15 protein-coding genes and 2 rRNA genes (1 of these 17 cut by a window edge) are annotated in these 20420 nt (G+C 60.1%); 9 read left to right on the plus strand and 8 right to left on the minus strand.

Annotation, left to right across the window (positions count from 1 at the left end; genetic code table 11):
* The 3 genes from K5Y35_RS16835 to mrdA all read left to right on the plus strand — a co-directional run.
* Positions 1-654: ribosomal RNA gene (locus K5Y35_RS16835) — 23S ribosomal RNA — on the plus strand; it begins 2239 nt to the left of the window's first position.
* Positions 655-804: 150 nt separating this feature from the next.
* Positions 805-920, plus strand: a 5S ribosomal RNA gene (gene rrf, locus K5Y35_RS16840).
* A gap of 213 nt (positions 921-1133) precedes the next feature.
* Positions 1134-3026: a penicillin-binding protein 2 gene (mrdA, locus tag K5Y35_RS16845; protein WP_222832394.1), complete on the plus strand. Its 1893-nt coding sequence runs from the start codon at positions 1134-1136 to the stop codon at positions 3024-3026.
* Between the two features lie 23 nt (positions 3027-3049).
* Here the strand turns inward: mrdA and K5Y35_RS16850 are convergent, their stop codons facing one another.
* The 3 genes from K5Y35_RS16850 to K5Y35_RS16860 form a co-directional block, all read right to left on the minus strand.
* The gene (locus tag K5Y35_RS16850; protein ID WP_222832395.1) at positions 3050-3790 is read right to left on the minus strand and encodes a hypothetical protein; all 741 of its coding nucleotides are present in this window, start codon (positions 3788-3790) and stop codon (positions 3050-3052) included.
* Between the two features lie 187 nt (positions 3791-3977).
* On the minus strand, positions 3978-4382 hold the full coding sequence (locus tag K5Y35_RS16855) for a lysozyme inhibitor LprI family protein (protein WP_128614676.1): 405 nt from the start codon (positions 4380-4382) through the stop codon (positions 3978-3980).
* 51 nt (positions 4383-4433) lie between these two features.
* On the minus strand, positions 4434-4727 hold the full coding sequence (locus K5Y35_RS16860) for a hypothetical protein (RefSeq protein WP_128614675.1): 294 nt from the start codon (positions 4725-4727) through the stop codon (positions 4434-4436).
* Positions 4728-4869: 142 nt separating this feature from the next.
* On the opposite strand from K5Y35_RS16860, the gene K5Y35_RS16865 reads away from it, so the two are divergent.
* Entirely contained in the window at positions 4870-5358 is a 489-nt protein-coding gene (locus K5Y35_RS16865; protein WP_222832396.1) for an SRPBCC family protein, read from the plus strand.
* Between the two features lie 456 nt (positions 5359-5814).
* On the opposite strand, the gene acnA is transcribed toward K5Y35_RS16865, so the two are convergent.
* Positions 5815-8556, minus strand: coding sequence for an aconitate hydratase AcnA (gene acnA, locus K5Y35_RS16870; RefSeq protein ID WP_123461905.1), 2742 nt, complete (start codon positions 8554-8556; stop codon positions 5815-5817).
* A 222-nt stretch (positions 8557-8778) separates the two neighbouring features.
* Here acnA and rlmM point away from each other — a divergent pair, with 222 nt between their 5' ends.
* Both rlmM and tusA read left to right on the plus strand, forming a co-directional pair.
* Positions 8779-9852 (plus strand): 23S rRNA (cytidine(2498)-2'-O)-methyltransferase RlmM, encoded by a 1074-nt coding sequence (rlmM, locus tag K5Y35_RS16875; protein ID WP_222832397.1) that lies wholly within the window; start codon positions 8779-8781, stop codon positions 9850-9852.
* A 194-nt stretch (positions 9853-10046) separates the two neighbouring features.
* Positions 10047-10298, plus strand: coding sequence for a sulfurtransferase TusA (gene tusA / locus K5Y35_RS16880; RefSeq protein WP_123461909.1), 252 nt, complete (start codon positions 10047-10049; stop codon positions 10296-10298).
* Between the two features lie 78 nt (positions 10299-10376).
* On the opposite strand, the gene K5Y35_RS16885 is transcribed toward tusA, so the two are convergent.
* Entirely contained in the window at positions 10377-11786 is a 1410-nt protein-coding gene (locus K5Y35_RS16885; RefSeq protein ID WP_222832398.1) for an MATE family efflux transporter, read from the minus strand.
* Positions 11787-12095: 309 nt separating this feature from the next.
* Between K5Y35_RS16885 and pdxB the strand changes: the two genes are divergently transcribed.
* Complete coding sequence (pdxB, locus tag K5Y35_RS16890) at positions 12096-13238, plus strand: 4-phosphoerythronate dehydrogenase PdxB (protein ID WP_222832399.1); 1143 nt, start codon at positions 12096-12098, stop codon at positions 13236-13238.
* 182 nt (positions 13239-13420) lie between these two features.
* Here the strand turns inward: pdxB and K5Y35_RS16895 are convergent, their stop codons facing one another.
* Positions 13421-13600 carry a PA1571 family protein gene (locus tag K5Y35_RS16895; protein WP_123461915.1) on the minus strand — a complete coding sequence of 60 codons (180 nt, stop codon included), beginning with the start codon at positions 13598-13600 and terminating at the stop codon, positions 13421-13423.
* Between the two features lie 257 nt (positions 13601-13857).
* Between K5Y35_RS16895 and K5Y35_RS16900 the strand changes: the two genes are divergently transcribed.
* Positions 13858-15636: an ABC transporter transmembrane domain-containing protein gene (locus K5Y35_RS16900; protein WP_222832400.1), complete on the plus strand. Its 1779-nt coding sequence runs from the start codon at positions 13858-13860 to the stop codon at positions 15634-15636.
* Between the two features lie 109 nt (positions 15637-15745).
* Here the strand turns inward: K5Y35_RS16900 and K5Y35_RS16905 are convergent, their stop codons facing one another.
* Complete coding sequence (locus K5Y35_RS16905) at positions 15746-17674, minus strand: transglycosylase SLT domain-containing protein (RefSeq protein WP_222832401.1); 1929 nt, start codon at positions 17672-17674, stop codon at positions 15746-15748.
* Positions 17675-17888: 214 nt separating this feature from the next.
* Here K5Y35_RS16905 and K5Y35_RS16910 point away from each other — a divergent pair, with 214 nt between their 5' ends.
* Complete coding sequence (locus K5Y35_RS16910; RefSeq protein WP_123461920.1) at positions 17889-19811, plus strand: ATP-binding cassette domain-containing protein; 1923 nt, start codon at positions 17889-17891, stop codon at positions 19809-19811.
* Positions 19812-19902: 91 nt separating this feature from the next.
* Here the strand turns inward: K5Y35_RS16910 and K5Y35_RS16915 are convergent, their stop codons facing one another.
* Positions 19903-20340 carry a universal stress protein gene (locus K5Y35_RS16915; protein WP_123461922.1) on the minus strand — a complete coding sequence of 146 codons (438 nt, stop codon included), beginning with the start codon at positions 20338-20340 and terminating at the stop codon, positions 19903-19905.
* Positions 20341-20420: the final 80 nt, after the last annotated feature.

Raw genomic sequence — 20420 nt, forward strand, 5'->3', positions numbered from 1 at the left:
GGGCGGTCTCCTCCTAAAGAGTAACGGAGGAGTACGAAGGTGCGCTCAGACCGGTCGGAAATCGGTCGTAGAGTATAAAGGCAAAAGCGCGCTTGACTGCGAGACAGACACGTCGAGCAGGTACGAAAGTAGGTCTTAGTGATCCGGTGGTTCTGTATGGAAGGGCCATCGCTCAACGGATAAAAGGTACTCCGGGGATAACAGGCTGATACCGCCCAAGAGTTCATATCGACGGCGGTGTTTGGCACCTCGATGTCGGCTCATCACATCCTGGGGCTGAAGCCGGTCCCAAGGGTATGGCTGTTCGCCATTTAAAGTGGTACGCGAGCTGGGTTTAGAACGTCGTGAGACAGTTCGGTCCCTATCTGCCGTGGACGTTTGAGATTTGAGAGGGGCTGCTCCTAGTACGAGAGGACCGGAGTGGACGAACCTCTGGTGTTCCGGTTGTCACGCCAGTGGCATTGCCGGGTAGCTATGTTCGGGAAAGATAACCGCTGAAAGCATCTAAGCGGGAAACTTGCCTCAAGATGAGATCTCACTGGAACCTTGAGTTCCCTGAAGGGCCGTCGAAGACTACGACGTTGATAGGTTGGGTGTGTAAGCGCTGTGAGGCGTTGAGCTAACCAATACTAATTGCCCGTGAGGCTTGACCATATAACACCCAAGCAATTTGCGTCGAAGAGACCAGATTGCGGTGTGTGAAGACGAAATGAACCGAAAGTTCGCGCAACTCACAAGACACCTATATCACATACCCGATTTGCTGAAGCGAGGCCAGATGGTCACGAGTCAGTACCCGAATTTCTTGACGACCATAGAGCGTTGGAACCACCTGATCCCATCCCGAACTCAGAAGTGAAACGATGCATCGCCGATGGTAGTGTGGGGTTTCCCCATGTGAGAGTAGGTCATCGTCAAGATTAAATTCCGAAACCCCAATTGCGAATGCAGTTGGGGTTTTGTTTTGCCCGCAGGAAAGTTTCAGGTCAGATCCAGCCGTCGCAAGAGCTGCCATTGGGAAAAATCGTTCTGAAGTGACCGGGCAGTTTTTGGTATGGTGCAGCTCGTTTTTTAACGGACTGATGTCATGCCCACGGATCGGCACTCATTTATGTCAAAGAGTCGCTGTAGAAATGCCTGAAGCCATCCCGATCAAGGACCACGAAAAAGAGACGCGTCTGGTCAACAAGCGGTTGATCGCCTGCGCCTTGTTCGTCTTCGCCATTAGCTGCGCCCTGGTAGTACGCCTTTACATCCTGCAAGTGGTGGAGTTCGACTACCACTCCACCATCTCAGAAAACAATCGTGTCCACGTCTTGCCCATCCCGCCGACACGCGGCCTGATCTACGACCGCAATGGTGTGCTGCTGGCCGACAACCGCCCCAGCTACAACCTGACGATCACCCGTGAACGCGCCACTGACGTCAATCGGGAGCTGGATGAGGTCATCAATCTGCTGCACCTGCCTGCCGAAGATCGCACGGTGTTCGACAAGGCCATGAAGCAGTCCCGCCATCCCTTCACGCCAGTAACACTGTTCTATGAGCTGACGGAAGAGCAGATCGCTGTGCTGGCGGTCAACGAATTCCGCCTGCCAGGACTCGACGTTGAACCGCAGTTCGTCCGCCATTATCCGTTCGGTGCCCATTTCGCCCATTCGATCGGTTACGTCGGCCGGATCAACGAAAAAGAATCCAAGGCCCTCGATTCGGTTGAATACCGCGGCACCCAGTCCATCGGTAAAACCGGTATTGAACGCTTCTATGAAGCTCAGCTGCACGGTCACGTTGGCTACGAGGAAGTGGAAACCAACGCCCAGGGGCGTGTGCTGCGGGTGCTCAAACACACTGATCCTGTGCCCGGCAAAAACATCGTTCTGAGCCTCGACGTCAAACTGCAGGAAGCCGCCGAAGCTGCTCTAGGCGATCGTCGTGGCTCCGTCGTCGCGCTCGACCCGTCCACGGGCGAAGTGCTCGCCATGGTCAGCAACCCGAGTTTCGACCCTAATCTGTTTGTCACGGGCATCAGTTCCAAGGAGTACTCGGCGCTGCGTGATTCCATCGACCGGCCGCTGTTCAACCGCGTCTTGCGCGGCTTGTACGCGCCGGGCTCAACAATCAAGCCAGAGGTGGCAATCGCCGGTCTCGATGCGGGTGTGGTGACCCCACAGACCCGCGTCTTCGACCCGGGTTACTATCAGCTCCCGGATTTCGATCACAAGTACCGTAACTGGAACCACAGCGGCGATGGCTGGGTAGACATGGACGCCGCGATCATGCGCTCCAACGACACCTACTTCTATGATCTGGCGCACAAGCTCGGCATTGATCGCCTGCACGATTACATGGCCATGTTCGGCCTCGGTGAGAAAGTCTCGCTGGACATGTTCGAAGAGTCGCCAGGCCTGATGCCATCCCAAGCCTGGAAGCGCGCCACTCGACGCCAGGCCTGGTTCCCCGGTGAAACCGTGATCCTTGGCATCGGCCAGGGCTATATGCAGGTCACGCCGCTGCAACTGGCCCAGGCCACTGCGCTGATCGCCAACAAGGGCGTATGGAACCGGCCGCACCTGGCCAAGACCGTCGATGGTGTCGCACCGGTCGACGAGCATCCCATGCCGAACATCCTGCTCAAGGATCCGCGCGACTGGGAACAGGTCAACCACGGTATGCAAATGGTGATGCACGACGCCCGCGGCATCGCCCGTGCGGCCGCTGCCGGGGCGCAATACCGCATTGCCGGCAAGAGTGGTACTGCGCAGGTGGTGGCGATCAAACAGGGCGAGCGCTACAACCGCGAGAAGACCCTCGAACGCCATCGCGACAACGCCTTGTTCGTCGGCTTCGCCCCGGCCGAGCATCCGAAGATCGCGATCTCGGTCATGATCGAAAACGGTGAGGCCGGTGGGCGGGTTGCCGGCCCTGTCGTGCGGCAGATCATGGACGCCTGGCTACTTGATCAGGACGGCCATCTCAAGCCGCAGTACGCGGCGCCAACCAAGGCGCCGGGTGATCCGCACGTTTGACCGACAACGGCTGCGCGGGGCAATCAGACTTTTTCGTCGATTCTTTTGGCATTGATAGCGGCCTCGCGTGCGGCGACGATGGCGGCATCCGACGCCGGTGTCCCCAGTTCGCCTTTACGCCACAACTGATGAGAGAACAGGCCGTCGATGGCTTCAGCGCTCGGCGCTTTGCCCTTGGGTATAAACAGGGCCGCCAGATCAATGGTGTTGGCGAAGTTTTCTTTGGTCAGGTTGTACTTGCCCAAGTGGCTGCCTCCCCACCCGGCATCGGCCGCGACCAGTTCGATGGAGGTGTCGCGGTAGCTGTTCGCCGCGGTTTTGAGTGCGCCAGAGGCATTGAGCAGGGCGTTCAATTGCTCCATGTCTGAGGCGCTCAGCTCGCTATTGGAATTCAACGCCTTGAGGCTGCCATCGGTTTCAACGGTAAAGCCGAATTTCTTGTTGGCCAGATCCGGAAAAGTGTCACTCAACGCCGACTTGAAGTCCTCGAACGCCAGCTTCAGCGATTCGTGGGCATTTCTATGCTGTTCGGCGATTTTCGGGAAGTCTGCAGCCTGGGGGCGGCCAAGCCAGACGTCGATCGCTTCGAGGGTCGGGCTGACAGTCTGGGCGTCATCACTGGGATGATAAACCGCCGCCGGATTGAGGTTGACCGCCGTCTTCTGGAGGTCTTCGCTGAGCGACTTTATGTTCAGCGGTTGTGCGGATTTGGTCAGTTCAGCGGCTGAAGGCTGAATAAATGCAGAGTTTAAAGAGATCGCCATGTCGTCATTCCCTGATCGTTGGTTGTAAGTCATTTATCGGCGATCTGAGGCTGTGCTTAAGTCATGCGCTGGCAGTAGGCGTTTCAGGATGTGTCATGGATCTATGCTGGTCGCTGTCGTCGCTGCAACGTGGTGGTCTTCACTCAATACTGGATTGAAAACCGCCACCAGCGAATCGACTACAACCTCAGGCCCCTGGTACCGGGCAACTCATATCCCCTTCCTCACACTTCAAATACTGCTTCAGCGCCTCGACCCGGACCTTGGTCACCGCCGTCAGGCAATTGCTGTAAACCCAGGGATAAACACTTCCGCCCGTTACACCCGACGATGAAAACTTGCACTCGGCATCGCGAAATCCGATCCACGCCCGCTGCGCGCTGACCAACAACTTCTTGCCCTCCGGGTTGTCCTTCAAGCGCCCGGTGATCTGCTGATACAGCGCATTCAATTCTTTGTCCGCTGCCTTGAAGTCCTGTCCGGCACACTGATTCATCGTCGCCTGATCGCTGGCATTGGCGCAGTCGACGGCAGCGTGGGCGAGGGGGGTGAACACCAGGGGCGACAGGGCCAGGAAAAAACGTGGGGACATAGGGGGGCTCACTGTAGATGACGGGAATAACCGGCATTGTAGCGATCAGACTCAACTCCCGCTGTAACCGCGCAGGCGCATGCAGTCATTGGTCAGGTCGATCTGTTTCTCCGCCACCACAATTCCGTCACCCACTCCGGCGCCGACCGCCGCTTCCATGCTCTTGTCCGACGGCGTGCTGTTGTAACTGGCAGTCGCCGACTTGGCCTGATACTGGCACTCGGCTTTGTCGTGCTCCACTGTCGCCTGGGACGCGCCAGGCTTGCTCCAGTGGTCAACGGAACTGACGCAGGCTGACAGCGTCAGCAGTGATGCCCAGAGGGCGGCATAGTGCGGAGACTGCATGGTCTGCTCCAATGTCTGCCGGAATAACCGCTGAGTTTAGACGCAACGGTCAAAGGTCGAGCCCGGGTCGTTGACCGTTTGATACAACTTCAGGTTGGACATGTGGTCATACGAGCCTAGTGTTCAGAACAGGAGGTGACGTATGAAACCAGTACCCAATAGTTTCGAACGCAAAATCACTCTCAAGGCGCCACGTTCCCATGTCTGGCGTGCCTTGGTCGATGCCGAGGCGTTTGGCCAGTGGTTTGGGGTGGCGCTGGAGGGCAGGCGGTTCATTGCCGGCGAATGGACGCAAGGGCAAGTCACGTATCCGGGTTATGAACATGTGTTGTGGAATGTGCTGATCGAGCGGGTCGAACCGCAGCAGTTGTTCTCGTTCCGCTGGCATCCGTATGCCGTGAATCCGAAGATCGACTATTCCCAGGAGCCGACCACGCTGGTCAGGTTCGAACTGGAAGACTTCGAGGACGGCACGTTGCTCAAGGTGTCAGAGTCCGGCTTCGCGCACATTCCCGATGTCCGCCAGAAAGAGGCCTATTACATGGACAGCCGTGGCTGGGAGGAGCAGTTGAGCCGGCTCGAACAGTTTCTTGCCGAGAGCGCCCGGGCACGTGAGCGTGACGGCGGCTGAGGTTTTCCAGTTCTGGTTGAAACGCTGGGTACTGGCGGTTTTTCGAAAATGACCAGCAGACGCAAACGTCGCGGCCGCTGAAAGTCGCGCAGATATCCGCTGCCATGCTCGACGGCTGACAGGGCTAAGGGTTTTCGGAAGGGGGTCTATAGCGAATGTCTTACACGCACTGGTAGCTTTTACGACTATTGCCGATTGGATCCAGAGCGTAATCTACACCCATCAACTGAGACACAGGGAGTGTTTCAGGATCATGGATGATCGACCATTTGCAAGGATCGCTGCCGACAGGGAGTCGATAATGGTCTTGGGAAAAACCCGCTTCGGCGGGTTTTTTTTCGTCCATGGAAAAGTAAACCCCCTGTAAGAGTTGCCGAAGGCTGCGATCTTTTGATCTTGATCTTAAAACCAAATCTAAAGATCGCAGCCTTCGGCCGTTTCTACAGAGGGCGCGCGTTATGAGGCGATCAGTTGGCGCAGGACGTAATGCAGGATCCCGCCCGATTTAAAGTATTCAACCTCGTTCAAGGTATCGATCCGGCACAACACCTCGATCTTCTCCTGACGCCCGTCTTCACGGGTGATCACCAGCGGCAAATTCATCCGCGGTGTCAGCTCGACGCCGGTCAGGCCCTGAATCTCGAAGGTTTCCTTGCCAGTGAGATTGAGGCTCTTGCGGTTCTGATCGAGCTTGAACTGCAGCGGTAACACGCCCATGCCCACCAGGTTGGAACGATGGATGCGCTCGAAGCTTTCGGCGATTACCGCTTTGACGCCCAGCAGATTAGTGCCTTTGGCCGCCCAGTCGCGGCTGGAGCCGGTGCCGTATTCCTGACCGGCAATCACTACCAGTGGCGTGCCGTCGGCCTGATAACGCATGGCGGCGTCATAGATCGCCATCTTCTCGCCACTCGGGATGTACAGGGTGTTGCCACCTTCTTCGCCGCCGAGCATTTCGTTGCGGATGCGGATGTTGGCGAAGGTGCCGCGCATCATCACTTCATGGTTGCCCCGGCGTGAACCGTAGGAGTTGAAGTCCCGTGGTTCCACGCCTTTTTCGCGCAGATAGCGCCCGGCCGGACTGTCAGCCTTGATGTTGCCGGCAGGGGAGATGTGGTCGGTGGTCACTGAATCGCCGAGCAATGCCAGCACCTTCGCCGCTTTGACATCGCTGATCTCCGGCAACGGCCCGCCAATATCGTCGAAAAATGGCGGATGCTGGATGTACGTCGAATCGTCCTGCCAGACATAGGTCGCCGCTTGCGGCACTTCGATTGCTTGCCACTGTTCATCACCGGCAAACACTTCGGCGTATTCCTTGTGGAACATTGCGGTGTTGACCTGATTTACCGCAGCGGCGATTTCCTGGCTGCTCGGCCAGATGTCACGCAGGTACACCGGATTGCCTTGCTGATCGTTGCCCAGTGGCTCGCTGCTGATGTCGGTGCGCACGCTGCCGGCCAAGGCGTAAGCGACCACCAGCGGCGGCGACGCCAGCCAGTTGGTCTTGACCAGCGGATGCACCCGGCCTTCGAAGTTGCGGTTGCCGGACAGCACCGACGCCACGGTGAGATCGGCTTTCTGGATAGCTTTCTCGATCGGCTCCGGCAGCGGTCCGGAGTTGCCGATGCACGTAGTGCAGCCGTAGCCGACCAGCGAGAACCCGAGTTGATCGAGGTATTGCGTCAGCCCGGCGGCCTTGTAGTAGTCGGTGACCACTTTCGAGCCGGGCGCCAGCGAACTCTTCACCCACGGCTTGCGCGTCAGGCCCTTCTCTACGGCTTTTTTCGCCAGTAGACCGGCCGCCATCATCACGCTCGGGTTGGAGGTGTTGGTGCAGGAGGTGATCGCGGCGATCACCACCGCGCCGTTCTTCAGGCGATAGGTGTGGCCTTCGTATTCGTACTCGGTTTCGCCGACCAGATCGGCGTTGCCCACGGCCACGCCACCACCACCTTCGCTTTCCAGGCGACCTTCTTCCTTGCTGGTGGGTTTGAATTGCAGGTCCATGAAATCACTGAAGGCTTGTGCGACATTCGGCAACGAGACCCGGTCCTGCGGGCGTTTCGGCCCGGCCAGGCTGGCTTCGACGCTGCCCATGTCCAGCGCCAGGCTGTCGGTGAACACCGGTTCCTGACCAGGCAGGCGCCACAGGCCCTGGGCCTTGGTGTAGGCCTCGACCAGTTTCACCACTTCAGGCGGACGACCCGACAGGCGCAGGTATTCCAGGGTCACATCATCGACCGGGAAGAAGCCGCAGGTGGCGCCGTATTCCGGGGCCATGTTAGCGATGGTCGCGCGGTCGGCCAGCGGCAGGTCGGCGAGGCCGTCACCGTAGAACTCGACGAATTTGCCGACCACGCCTTTTTTGCGCAGCATCTGCGTGACGGTCAGCACCAGGTCGGTGGCGGTGATGCCTTCCTTGAGCTTGCCGGTGAGTTTGAAGCCGATGACTTCCGGAATCAGCATCGACACCGGCTGCCCGAGCATCGCCGCTTCCGCCTCGATGCCGCCGACGCCCCAGCCGAGCACGCCGAGGCCATTGATCATGGTGGTGTGGGAGTCGGTGCCGACCAGGGTGTCGGGGAATGCGTAGGTGCGCCCGTCCTCATCCTTGGTCCACACCGTGCGCCCGAGGTATTCGAGGTTGACCTGGTGACAGATCCCGGTACCCGGCGGCACCACGCTGAAGTTGTCGAAGGCGCTTTGACCCCAGCGCAGGAACGCATAACGTTCGCCGTTACGCTGCATTTCGATGTCGACGTTCTGTTCAAACGCGCTGGCGCTGCCGAATTTGTCGACCATCACCGAGTGGTCGATCACCAGGTCCACCGGCGACAGCGGGTTGATCCGCTGCGGATCGCCGCCGGCCTTGGCCATCGCCGCACGCATCGCGGCGAGGTCGACTACGGCGGGTACGCCGGTAAAGTCTTGCATCAATACGCGGGCCGGGCGGTACTGGATCTCGCGGTCGGAGCGGCGCTCCTTGAGCCAGGCGGCAATCGCCTTGAGGTCGGCGCCGGTGACGGTTTTTTCATCTTCCCAGCGCAGCAGGTTTTCCAGCAGGACTTTCAGCGACATCGGCAACTGGTCGATATTGCCCAGGCTTTTCGCGGCATCCGGCAGACTGAAATAGTGGTAGGTCTTTTGGTCGATTTGCAGGGTTTTGAGGGTCTTCAGACTATCGAGGGACGGCATTACGATCACTCCTTTGAGTCCGCACGGCTACGGACGGAGGGGACGGGCAGAGCTATCAACGTAGCCCTGTTTTCAGTAGCTGGCTAATAACTGGACTCTATCAATAAGTCCAAGGTTCCGAACTCGGCTATCATGCGCCGGTTTTCGTGACAGGCTTTGCTTCATCGCAAGGCTTGAGCAGCGCGCAGGGGCCGAATGTCCGCCCTCTGCCCAGGAGTAAGAATGAACACCCTATTCATGCATTGCCGGCCAGGCTTCGAAGGCGAAGTCTGTTCGGAAATTTCCGACCTCGCCGCCCAGCTCAACGTGGCCGGTTACGCCAAGGCCAAAGCGGCCACTGCGTACGCCGAGTTCGTCTGCACCGAAGAAGACGGCGCCGAGCGCCTGATGCGCGGTCAGCGTTTTGCCGAGTTGATTTTCCCACGCCAGTGGGCGCGCGGACTTTTCATTGATCTGCCGGAAAACGACCGCATCAGCGTAATCCTCGCGCACATGGCCGATTTTCCGGTATTCGGCAGCCTGTGGCTGGAAGTCGTCGACACCAACGATGGCAAGGAGCTGTCGAACTTCTGCAAGAAATTCGAAGGTCCGCTGCGCAAGGCATTGACTGCTGCCGGCAAACTGGTGGAGGACGCCAGCAAGCCGCGTCTGTTGCTGACCTTCAAGAGTGGCCGCGAAGTGTTCCTCGGCATGGCTGATGCGGGTAACTCGGCGATGTGGCCAATGGGGATTCCGCGTCTGAAGTTTCCCCGAGAAGCGCCCAGCCGTTCGACGTTGAAACTGGAAGAGGCCTGGCACCACTTCATTCCGCGGGATCAGTGGGAAGATCGCTTGCACAGTGACATGACCGGTGTGGATCTCGGCGCCGCGCCGGGCGGCTGGACCTGGCAACTGGTCAACCGCGGCATGCTGGTGACCGCCATTGATAACGGTCCGATGGCTGAAAGCCTGATGGACACTGGCCTGGTTCAGCACCTGATGGCCGATGGTTTCACCTTCAAGCCCAAGCAACCGGTGGACTGGATGGTCTGCGACATCGTCGAGAAGCCGGCGCGTAACGCGGCGATGCTCGAAGAATGGATTGGCGAGGGCCATTGCCGCGAGGCGGTGGTCAACCTGAAGCTGCCGATGAAGCAGCGTTATGCCGAAGTGAAACGTTTGCTCGAGCGCATCGCCGATGGTTTCAAGGCCCGTGGGGTCAAGGTCGATATCGGCTGCAAGCAGCTGTATCACGACCGCGAAGAAGTGACGTGCCACCTGCGCCGTCACGACATCAAGAAAGCCAAATCCCGCTGAAATATGTAACTGGCCGTTATGGCGAGGGACTTGCTCCCGCTGGGCTGCGAAGCGGCCCTGAGTTCGGCATCCATGTTAGTTCCGGCGCACCGGGCAAAAAGATTTTACGACGGCTACGCCGCCGAGCGGGAGCAAGCTCCCTCGCCACACGCTTGGCAATGCGCGACAATGCCGGCCAGTTTCAGGAGTGAATCATGAGTGAAATGATCGATACCCCGGTCGACGGCACCCTCGACGCCACCGGCCTCAATTGCCCGGAGCCGGTGATGATGCTGCACCAGCACATTCGCGATCTGGTGCCCGGCGGCCTGCTCAAGGTGATCGCCACCGATCCCTCGACCAAGCGCGACATTCCCAAGTTCTGCGTGTTTCTCGACCACGAACTGGTCGAGCAACACGAAGAGTCCGGTACCTATCTGTACTGGATCCGCAAGAAACACGCCTGAAACCAAGGCAGCGCACAAACAACTGTGGGAGCCAGCAGGCTGGCTCCCACATTTTTTGTTCCGGTGTAAAGAGAAGGCTCAGCCCAGCGAACGACTGATCCGGATACGCTTGCGCGCACTGCGGGTCAGACGGATCGACAACATCAGTGCCGCACAGCTCAAACCGACGATCAAACCCTGCCACAAACCACTCGGGCCCCGTGGCGCGCCGAGCCAGTCGGTCAGGCCGAGGGCGTAACCCACCGGCAAACCGATACCCCAGTAGGCGAACAAGGTCAGGATCATCGTCACCCGCGTGTCCTGATAACCGCGCAGGGCGCCGGCGGCAGTGACCTGAATCGCGTCGGAAAACTGGAACAGCGCCGAGTACACGATCAGCATCGCCGCGATATGAATCACGGTCGGATCAGCGGTGTAGATCGCCGCAATCGGCTCGCGCAACAACAGCATCATGCTCGCCGACAGACAGGCGTACGCCAGCGCGGTGCCCATGCCGACGCCGGCGGCGAAACGTGCTTCCCGGGGCTCTTCACGACCGAGTGCCTGGCCGACGCGGACGGTCACCGCCATGCCGAGGGAATACGGAATCATGAACACCAGCGAGCTGACGTTCAGCGCAATCTGATGCCCGGCCACCACAGTGGCGCCGAGGCTGCCGATCAACAGCGCGATCACGGCGAAGATGCTCGACTCGGCAAACACCGCGATGCCGATCGGCAGACCGACCGCCAGCAGACGCTTGATCACTGCCCATTGTGGCCAGTCGAAGCGGCTGAAGATCTCGCTCGAACGATAGGCCGGGGCCCAGCGCTCGTAACCGGCCAGACCCAGCGCCATGAACCACATCACGATTGCCGTGGCCCAACCGCAGCCGACGCCGCCCATGGCCGGCACGCCGAAGTGGCCATAGATGAAGATGTAGTTCAGCGGAATGTTCAGTGCCAGACCGCACAGGCCCAGCACCATCGCCGGACGGGTGCGGCCGATGCCGTCACTGGTGCAGCGCAGCACGTGATAGATCGCAACCGCTGGCAGACCGCTGGCGATACCGTGCAGGTACTGCATGCACGGGCCGATCAATTCCGGATCGACTTTCATCAGGTGCAACACCGGCTCGGCGGCGATCAGCATCGACGTCGCGATCAGGCCGACCACCAGCGCCAGCCACAATGCCTGACGGACGATCGGGCCGATTTCGCTGTGGGTGCCGGCGCCGAACCGTTGGGCAACCTTGGGGGTGGTGGCCAGCAGGGTGCCAGTCATCAGCAGAAACACCGGGACCCAGATCGAGTTGCCCAGTGCCACTGCCGCCAGATCCCGTGGTCCGACGCGGCCGGCCATGACTGCATCGACGAAGCCCATGGCCGTGGTCGCCAGCTGCGCGATGATGATCGGCAGCGCCAGGGCGAGCAGGGTCTTGAACTCCAGGCGGATACGCGCGGGGCGGGTGAGGGAGACAGCGACAGGTTGGTCAGTTACGGAATTCACAGGCGAAGCGTCCAAAGGTGTTGATGCGCAAGGCGCCGCATTCTACGCCGCTGACACCTTGGTCAGGAAAAATCCTCTGTTGCGGATTTGTAATCATCAGGCCCATCAACTATGTCGAGGGCGCCTGCTCCCGCTGGGGACGAGGCGCCCCCCGAGCCTATCCAGCGCGGTAGCTCAGGGAAAACCCGAGGGCAGACTTTCCGCCCGCTGCGCAGTCTGGCGGGAGCAAGCGCCCTCGCCACGATGCAGTCTGCACTGGCCCAACGGTGGATCTGCACCTAAACTGCCGATCCGCCAAAGGAGCCCGCCATGCTGATTGTTGCCGACGAAAATATCCCGCTGCTCGATGCCTTTTTTGCCGGTTTCGGCGAGATCCGCCGGGTGCCAGGCCGTTCCATCGACCGTGCGACGGTCGAGCAGGCCGACGTGCTGCTGGTGCGCTCGGTGACCCAGGTCAACCGGGCGTTGCTGGAAGGCAGCCGGGTGCGCTTTGTGGGCACGTGCACCATCGGCACCGATCACCTGGACCTCGATTATTTCGCCGAAACGGGGATCACCTGGTCCAGCGCGCCGGGTTGCAACGCCCGAGGGGTGGTCGATTACGTGCTCGGCACTCTGATGACGCTCGCCGAAATCGAAGGCGTCGATCTGACGCAACGCACCTATGGCGTGGTCGGTGCCGGCGAGGTCGGTGGTCGGCTGATCAAAGTGCTCAAAGGCCTGGGCTGGAACGTGAAAGTCTGCGATCCACCACGTCAGGCGGCCGAGGGTGGCGATTACGTCAGCCTGGAGCAGATCCTTGAGCAGTGTGACGTGATCAGTCTGCATACCCCGTTGACCCGCAGCGGTGACGGCGCGACCTGGCACCTGCTCGATCAGGCGCGATTGCATCAGCTTAAACCCGGAGCCTGGCTGATCAATGCTGCGCGCGGTCCGGTGGTCGATAACGCTGCGTTGCGTAAAGTGCTGCTGGAGCGTGAAGACCTGCAAGCGGCGCTCGATGTCTGGGAGGCCGAACCCGAGGTCGATGTCGCGCTGGCCGAACTCTGCGTACTGGCCACGCCGCACATTGCCGGTTACAGCCTTGATGGCAAACAGCGCGGGACGGCGCAGATCTATCAGGCTTACTGCAATTTCATTGGCCAACCGGCGAGCATCCAGCTCAGTGACTTGCTGCCGGCGCCGTGGCTGTCGCAAGTCACCCTGCACGCCGACAGCGATCCGGCCTGGGCGCTGGCGATGTTGTGCCGTGGCGTGTACGACCCGCGCCGGGATGATGCGGATTTCCGCCGCAGCCTTGTAGGCAATGTCGCTGAGCAGCGTGCAGCCTTTGATGTGTTGCGCAAGCAGTATCCGGTGCGACGCGAGATTGAGGGGCTGAAGGTACGGATCGAGGGGGATTCGCCAGTGTTGCAGCAGATTGTGGCAGCGCTTGGGGCGGTGGCTGTCTAGCGATCAAATCGGCTCTATCGCTGGCAAGCCAGCTCCCCCAGGTTCTCTGTGTTACTCAAGACTTGAACTAGCCACCGGACTTGTGGGCGCGGCCCTACCCGCGATGGTCGCACCACAATTGGCAATTTGCGGGCAGAAAAAACCCGGCCAGAAAGGGGCCGGGTCGGAAGACGCTGGCTATATCACTTTTGTTCGGCAGGCTTGACCAATCGCTTCTCCAGTTCGCGGCAGGCGTCCTGGATCATGTCTTCAGTGATCGGTACTTCACGCCCCTCCTTGTCAATGATGGAGCAACCAAGAGGTTGGCCGGGCTTGGTGCGGATCACTTGAATCTTGTCATCGCTGCTGTGTTGCAAGGACATGGCCTGTCTCCTCATCAGGTTGTGCGCGTAGATTAAAACCGCCACGTGACCAGGCTGTGACAACTCCCTGGGGACTGTCAAAAGCGGCATCTCCACTCAAACAGAAATGACCGCTCGTCTCAACCGGCACTTTAGACCGATAGCAACTATGGCCTAGTCTTTGGGGGCATATTTAACCTGACTCATTGTGATTTACAGAGTTCCACCCCATAGAAGGTTTAGGCTAGCCCCTTTCATCAACACGGATGTGTACCTGAATGACCCCGAAGCTTTCTTCCCGGCACCGTCGCGCCCTGCGCCTGACCAGCCGATTTCTGGCCCCCTACCGTTGGCAGGTCATCGGTGCGCTGCTGGCGTTGGTCGTCACCGCCGCTGTCACGTTGTCGATGGGGCAGGGGATCAAATTGCTGGTCGATCGGGGCTTCATGACCCAGTCGCCGCACCAGTTGAACCAGAGCATCGGCATCTTCATGTTGATGGTACTGGGCCTGGCAGTCGGCACGTTCGCGCGGTTTTACTGGGTGTCGTGGATTGGCGAGCGCTGTGTGGCGGATATCCGGCGTGAAGTGTTCAACCACCTGGTCTATCTGCACCCCGGCTTTTATGAGAACAACCGCAGTTCGGAGATCCAGTCACGCCTGACTGCCGACACCACACTGCTGCAGTCGGTGATCGGCTCCTCGCTGTCGATGTTCCTGCGTAACCTGCTGATGGTTATCGGCGGCGTCGTGTTGCTGTTCGTGACCAATGCAAAGCTCACCAGCATCGTGGTGATTGCCTTGCCGTTCGTGGTCGCGCCGATCCTGATTTTCGGCCGGCGTGTACGCAATCTCTCGCGACTGAGCCAGGACCGCGTCGCCGATATCGGCAGCTACGTTTCCGAAACCCTCGGCCAGATCAAGACCGTGCAGGCCTACAACCATCAGGTGCAGGATGAGCAGCGTTTCGCGACAACCGTCGAGGACGCGTTCGACACCGCGCGTAAACGCATCTTTCAGCGTTCATGGATGATCACCGTGGTGATCGTGCTGGTGCTGGGCGCGGTGGCGGTGATGTTGTGGGTGGGCGGCATGGACGTAATTGCCGGGCGTATCACCGGTGGCGAACTGGCGGCGTTCGTCTTCTACAGCCTGATCGTCGGCAGTGCGATCGGCACCTTGAGCGAAGTCATCGGTGAACTGCAACGTGCCGCGGGTGCTGCCGAGCGCATCGCCGAACTGTTGAGTTCGCATAACATCATCCAGCCCCCGACCACGGGACTGGTGACCTTGCCGGAACGAGTCAAGGGCGAACTGCAATTGCAGGATGTGCGTTTTTCCTACCCGTCGCGTCCGGAAAGCTACGCCGTCAACGGCTTGAATCTGACCATTCGCGCTGGCGAGACCCTGGCGCTAGTCGGGCCGTCCGGCGCCGGCAAGTCCACGGTTTACGATTTGCTGTTGCGCTTCTACGACCCGATTGAAGGGCGGATCCTGATCGACGGCGTGCCGCTGACCAGCCTTGACCCATTGGACCTGCGCCGCAATTTCGCCCTGGTCTCGCAATCGCCTGCGCTGTTTTTCGGCAGCGTCGAAGACAACATCCGTTACGGTTGCCCGGGCGCGACGCTGGAACAGGTCAAGGAAGCGGCGAAAATCGCCCACGCCCATGATTTCATCGAAAAGATGTCGCAGGGTTATCAAACGCATCTGGGCGACGCTGGCCTCGGCCTCTCTGGCGGCCAGCGTCAGCGTCTGGCGATCGCTCGGGCGTTGCTGGTCGATGCGCCGATCCTGCTGCTGGACGAAGCCACCAGCGCCCTCGATGCGCAAAGCGAACACCTGATTCAGGAAGCGCTGCCAAGCCTGATGCACAACCGCACCACGCTGGTGATCGCGCATCGTCTGGCTACCGTGAAAAACGCTGACCGGATCGCGGTGATGGACCAGGGAAAACTGGTGGCAATCGGCACCCATCAGGAGCTGATCGTCAGTAATCCGCTGTACGCGCGGTTGGCCGCGTTGCAGTTCAACGACGGCCACGCGATCGCCGTGTAGACCTTGTCGCAGGCGGCGATCTTTTGATCTTGCTGCAAAAAAATGCCCGCATCCAAGTGCGGGCATTTTTTTGCAGCAAAAGATCACCGCCTGCGGCAGCGTCTACAGATCATTGGTCATCGAAATACCGCTCATGCCAATCCACCAGCGGCTGCGGCGAGTTGAGCTTCTGGCCGTAGATCACCGAATAAGACAGCACGTTCTGCACATACTGGCGGGTTTCGTCGAACGGGATGCTTTCCACCCAGACGTCGAAGCTCAGGTGGTCGGCGCCGCGCAGCCATTGGCGAACGCGGCCCGGGCCTGCGTTGTAGGCGGCGGAGGCGAGGACGCGGTTGCCGTTGAACTGGCTGTGCACTTGGCTCAGGTAAGCGGCGCCGAGCTGGATGTTCTTGTCCGGGTCAAGCACTTGCTGCGGCGAGGCCAGCGGGATGCTGAACTTGCGCGCGGTTTCCTTGGCGGTGCCGGGCATCAGCTGCATCAGGCCGCTGGCGCCGACGCCGGAGCGGGCGTCGTCCATGAACGCGCTTTCCTGACGGGTGATGGCGAACACCCAACTGGAATGCAGGCCGCGCACCTTGGCTTCGCGCACGAGGGTGTCACGGTGCGCCATCGGGAAACGGATATCGAGATCATCCCAGTATTGCGCCTGACTGATGGTGCGGATTGCCGGGAAGTACCATTTCAGGTCGTAGGCCAGTTTGGCCTGGGCGACCATTTCGTCGCGGTTGAAATGGCGGCTGACGTGGTACCACTCACGGCGACCGTCGACGATCTGCCCGCGGGCATGGAATTCCAGGGCGCGTCGCACGCCGGGGGTGTTACGCACTTTGTTGATGGTCGCCTGGCTCAGTACCAGCGGCTTGTTCATCACCGAGTACGGCAGTTGCGAGCGGTCGGCGGCGAGGAAGCCGTAGAAGTCGCGTTCCTTGGCCAGATTCTTGTACAGCGTCTGCGCTTCCGGGTTCCGTGGCTGCGCCAGTTCCAGACTGCGGGCCTGCCAATAGCGCCAGCGGTTGGTGGTGGCCAGATCCTGCGGCAGACGGCGGGTCAACTGATAGGCGTCGTCCCAGCGGGCCAGACGCAGCAGCAGGCGCAGGCGCCATTCGGAAACGGTGTTGTCGCGCAGCTCCGGGTCGTACTTGGTCATCACGTCCAGCGCCCGGCTGTCGAAACGCCGGGCCAGCGTCAGGCCGATTTCCCGGGCGATCGCGACTTTCTCGTCACGGGAGAAGTGCATGCTGCTGGCGTAACCATCGAGCAGGGCCATGGCCTTGTCCGGATCCTGACGGGCGAGGCGACGCAGGCCGAGGCTGACCACGTCGGACATCGGCTCGTCGGCCGGGGTGAAGCGCGACGGCTGGTTGAGCAGTTCGGGCTTCTGCGCGACATCCACCAACAAGCGTCCGCGTGGGGCGAGGGTGGTCAGGCCGTTGACCAGACTGTTGGCCAACGGATAGTTACGCGCCTGGGCGGCCAGTTTGGTGCGCTCCCAGCGTTTCTGTTCGGTCAGTTGGCCATCGGCGGCCCAGATCCCGAACAGCCCGTCACAGGCCGCCGGTTGCGATTTGCCGGTCAGCCACAGTTTGTCGGCGTTGGCGTAACCTTCGGCCTTGTGGCCGCTGCTGATCTGGTACTGCGCGTTGAGGCAGTCCAGTTCGGTAAAGTTCAGTTTAGGGTCGTAATACCTGGTGAAGGTCGCCCAGTCGCCGCGGTCGGCCAGCCAGCGCAACCAGCGCAGTTTCATCCAGTTGGCCTGCGGCAGGTCGCCGTGCTCGGCGAGGAATTTTTCGATCTCGGCGTTGCTCGCGGTCTTCAGACGCGCGGTCAACTCGTCGTAAGCCAGATACGGTTCCAGCGGATAATCGGCCAGGGCCTGGCTGTAACGGAAGTATGGGCCGGTATCGCCCTTGGCCAGGGCGCGCTTGGCTTCATCGTAATACTGGCGTTGGGTGGACAGGTCCACCGCCTGGGCGGATTGAGCGGCAGCGGCGGTAAGTAGCAAACAGGACAAGACACTGAAAAGGCGACTGCGCATGAGACATCCGGGCAGAGAAATCATGACAAGCACCGGCCGCGGCCAGCACTGAATTGTTTGTAGCTTAGCCTTTTGCCAGCAACGGGCGAAAGCTTTGCGACCCATGCAGCACAAGTTCGCAACAAATGTTGTGCAGAGTGCTTCGACAGACAAATTGCCGGCCTGTTGAAGTCCTAAGTCAGGTAGAATGCGCGCCCGGTTTTTGGAGAAGCTCATGACCCTGCTCAAATTCAGCGATGTGTCCCTTGCATTCGGCGCGATGCCGTTGTTGGACAAGGTGTCCTGGCAGATCGCCCGTGGTGAGCGGGTGTGCATCATCGGCCGCAACGGCACTGGCAAGTCCAGCATGATGAAACTGGTCAAGGGCGACCAGAAGCCCGATGACGGCTCGGTGTGGCGTGCCCCCGGTCTGAAAATCGGCGAATTGCCACAAGAATTGCCGGTGGCCGACGAGCGGACCGTGTTCGACGTGGTTGCAGAAGGTCTCGATGGCGTTGGCGCCTTGCTCGCCGAATATCATCACCTGAGCCAGAACATCGTCACCGATGCCGATCTGGACAAGCTGATGCACGTCCAGCACGACCTCGAAGCTCGTGACGGCTGGCGCTTGCAGACCCTGGTCGACAGCACCCTGAGCCGCCTGCAACTGCCGGCCGACAAGACCCTCGCCGAATTGTCCGGCGGCTGGCGTCGTCGCGTGCTGCTGGCGCAGGCGCTGGTGTCCGAGCCGGATCTGCTGTTGCTCGACGAACCCACCAACCACCTGGACATCGGTGCAATTGCCTGGCTCGAAGAAGCCCTGAAGGATTTCCAGGGCGCCGTGCTGTTCATCACGCACGACCGTTCTTTCCTGCAAAACCTCGCCACACGCATCCTCGAGCTGGACCGCGGCGGCCTGATCGACTGGAACGGCGACTACGCCAGCTTCCTGGTGCATAAAGAAGCCGCGCTGGCTGCTGAAGAAACCGCCAACGCGCTGTTCGACAAGCGTCTGGCCCAGGAAGAAGTGTGGATCCGTCAAGGCATCAAGGCCCGTCGTACCCGTAACGAAGGCCGTGTCCGCGCCCTGAAAGCCCTGCGTGTTGAGCGCAGCGAGCGTCGCGAGCGCACCGGCAAGGCGAACATTCAGCTGGAAACCGCCGACAAGTCCGGCAAGCAAGTGATGGTGTTGGAAAATGTCAGCTTCCATCACCCGGACGGCCCGTTCCTGATCAAGGACTTCTCGATGGTCCTGCAGCGCGGCGACCGTATCGGTCTGCTCGGCGCCAACGGTACCGGCAAGACCACCTTGCTCAAGCTGATGCTAAACGGCCTGCAACCGACCAGCGGCACAGTGGAAGAGGGCACCCGGATCGACGTGGCCTACTTCGACCAGTTGCGCCATCAGCTGGATCTGGAAAAGACCGTGATCGACAACGTCGCCGAAGGTCGCGATTTTATCGACATCGACGGCCAGAGCCGCCACGTGCTGAGCTATCTCGGCGACTTCCTGTTCAGCCCGCAGCGTGCGCGCACGCCGGTGAAGGCACTGTCCGGTGGCGAGCGTGCGCGTTTGCTGTTGGCGAAGCTGTTCAGCAAGCCGGCGAACCTGCTGGTCCTCGACGAACCGACCAACGACCTCGATGTGGAAACCCTCGAGCTGCTCGAAGAAGTGCTGCTGACCTTCAACGGCACTGTGCTGATGGTCAGTCACGACCGGGCATTCCTCGACAACGTGGTCACCAGTACCCTGGTTTTCGAAGGTGAAGGCAAGGTGCGTGAATACGTCGGTGGCTATCAGGACTGGATCCGTCAGGGCGGCTCGCCGCGCCTGCTGGGCGTGACCGAGAGCAAGTCGGGCAAGGCTGACCTGAATTCGGCGGTGGTTACCGCTGAGCCTGCTGTGGTTGCTGAGCCTGCCGCTGTCGCGCCGGCGGCCAAGAAGAAACTGAGCTACAAGCTGCAGCGCGAGCTGGAAGCGTTGCCGGGTGACATCGACGCCAAGGAACAGCAGATCGCTGCGGTCGAGGCTGAAATGGCTGAAGCCGGTTTCTATCAGCGTCCGCCTACCGAGACGGCCAAGGTAATTGCTTCGCTGGAGCAGTTGCAGGCTGAGCTGGATGCACTGGTAGAGCGTTGGGCCGAGCTGGATGCCTGACTGATCCGGTGACAAAAAAGCCCGGCCTCATTTGCGTGAGGCCGGGCTTTTCACATGCGGATCGAGATTCAATAGGCGTGGGCCTGGTGTTTCAGCGTTTGACCAGGTGCACCGCCAGTACATCGCAAGGCGCGCCGTGCAGTACGTCATTGGCCGTGGAGCCAAGCAACAGCGCCAGGCCGTGACGGCCATGGCTGCCGACGACGATCAGGTCGCAATGGTTTTCCTTGGCGAAATGATGGATTTCCTGGCGTGGCTGACCATAGGTCAGGTGGCAATTGGCGCCCTCAAGCTCTGCGTATTTGGTTTTCAGACGCTCGAGACGCTCCTTGGCCTGATCGAACTGCTGTTGTTGCAGTTGTGACAGATCCATCGGCACGTCGCCGCCGAACGCCATCGCCATTGGTTCGACGATATGTACCAGCGACAGCTTGGCGCCGTTGCTCGCCGACAGCTCTCGGGCGCGGTGAATCACAGGGTCGCACTCTTCGGTCAGATCTACGGCGACCAGGATATGGGAGTAGGGCATGAGGTGCTCCTCGTGAGGTTTCAATATTGTTAAGTATGGCTGGTTTCAAGCGCATTGGTTCCAAAGTGACACAATGCGCT

Source organism: Pseudomonas sp. SC3(2021), assembly GCF_019856535.1.
GTDB lineage: Bacteria > Pseudomonadota > Gammaproteobacteria > Pseudomonadales > Pseudomonadaceae > Aquipseudomonas > Aquipseudomonas monsensis.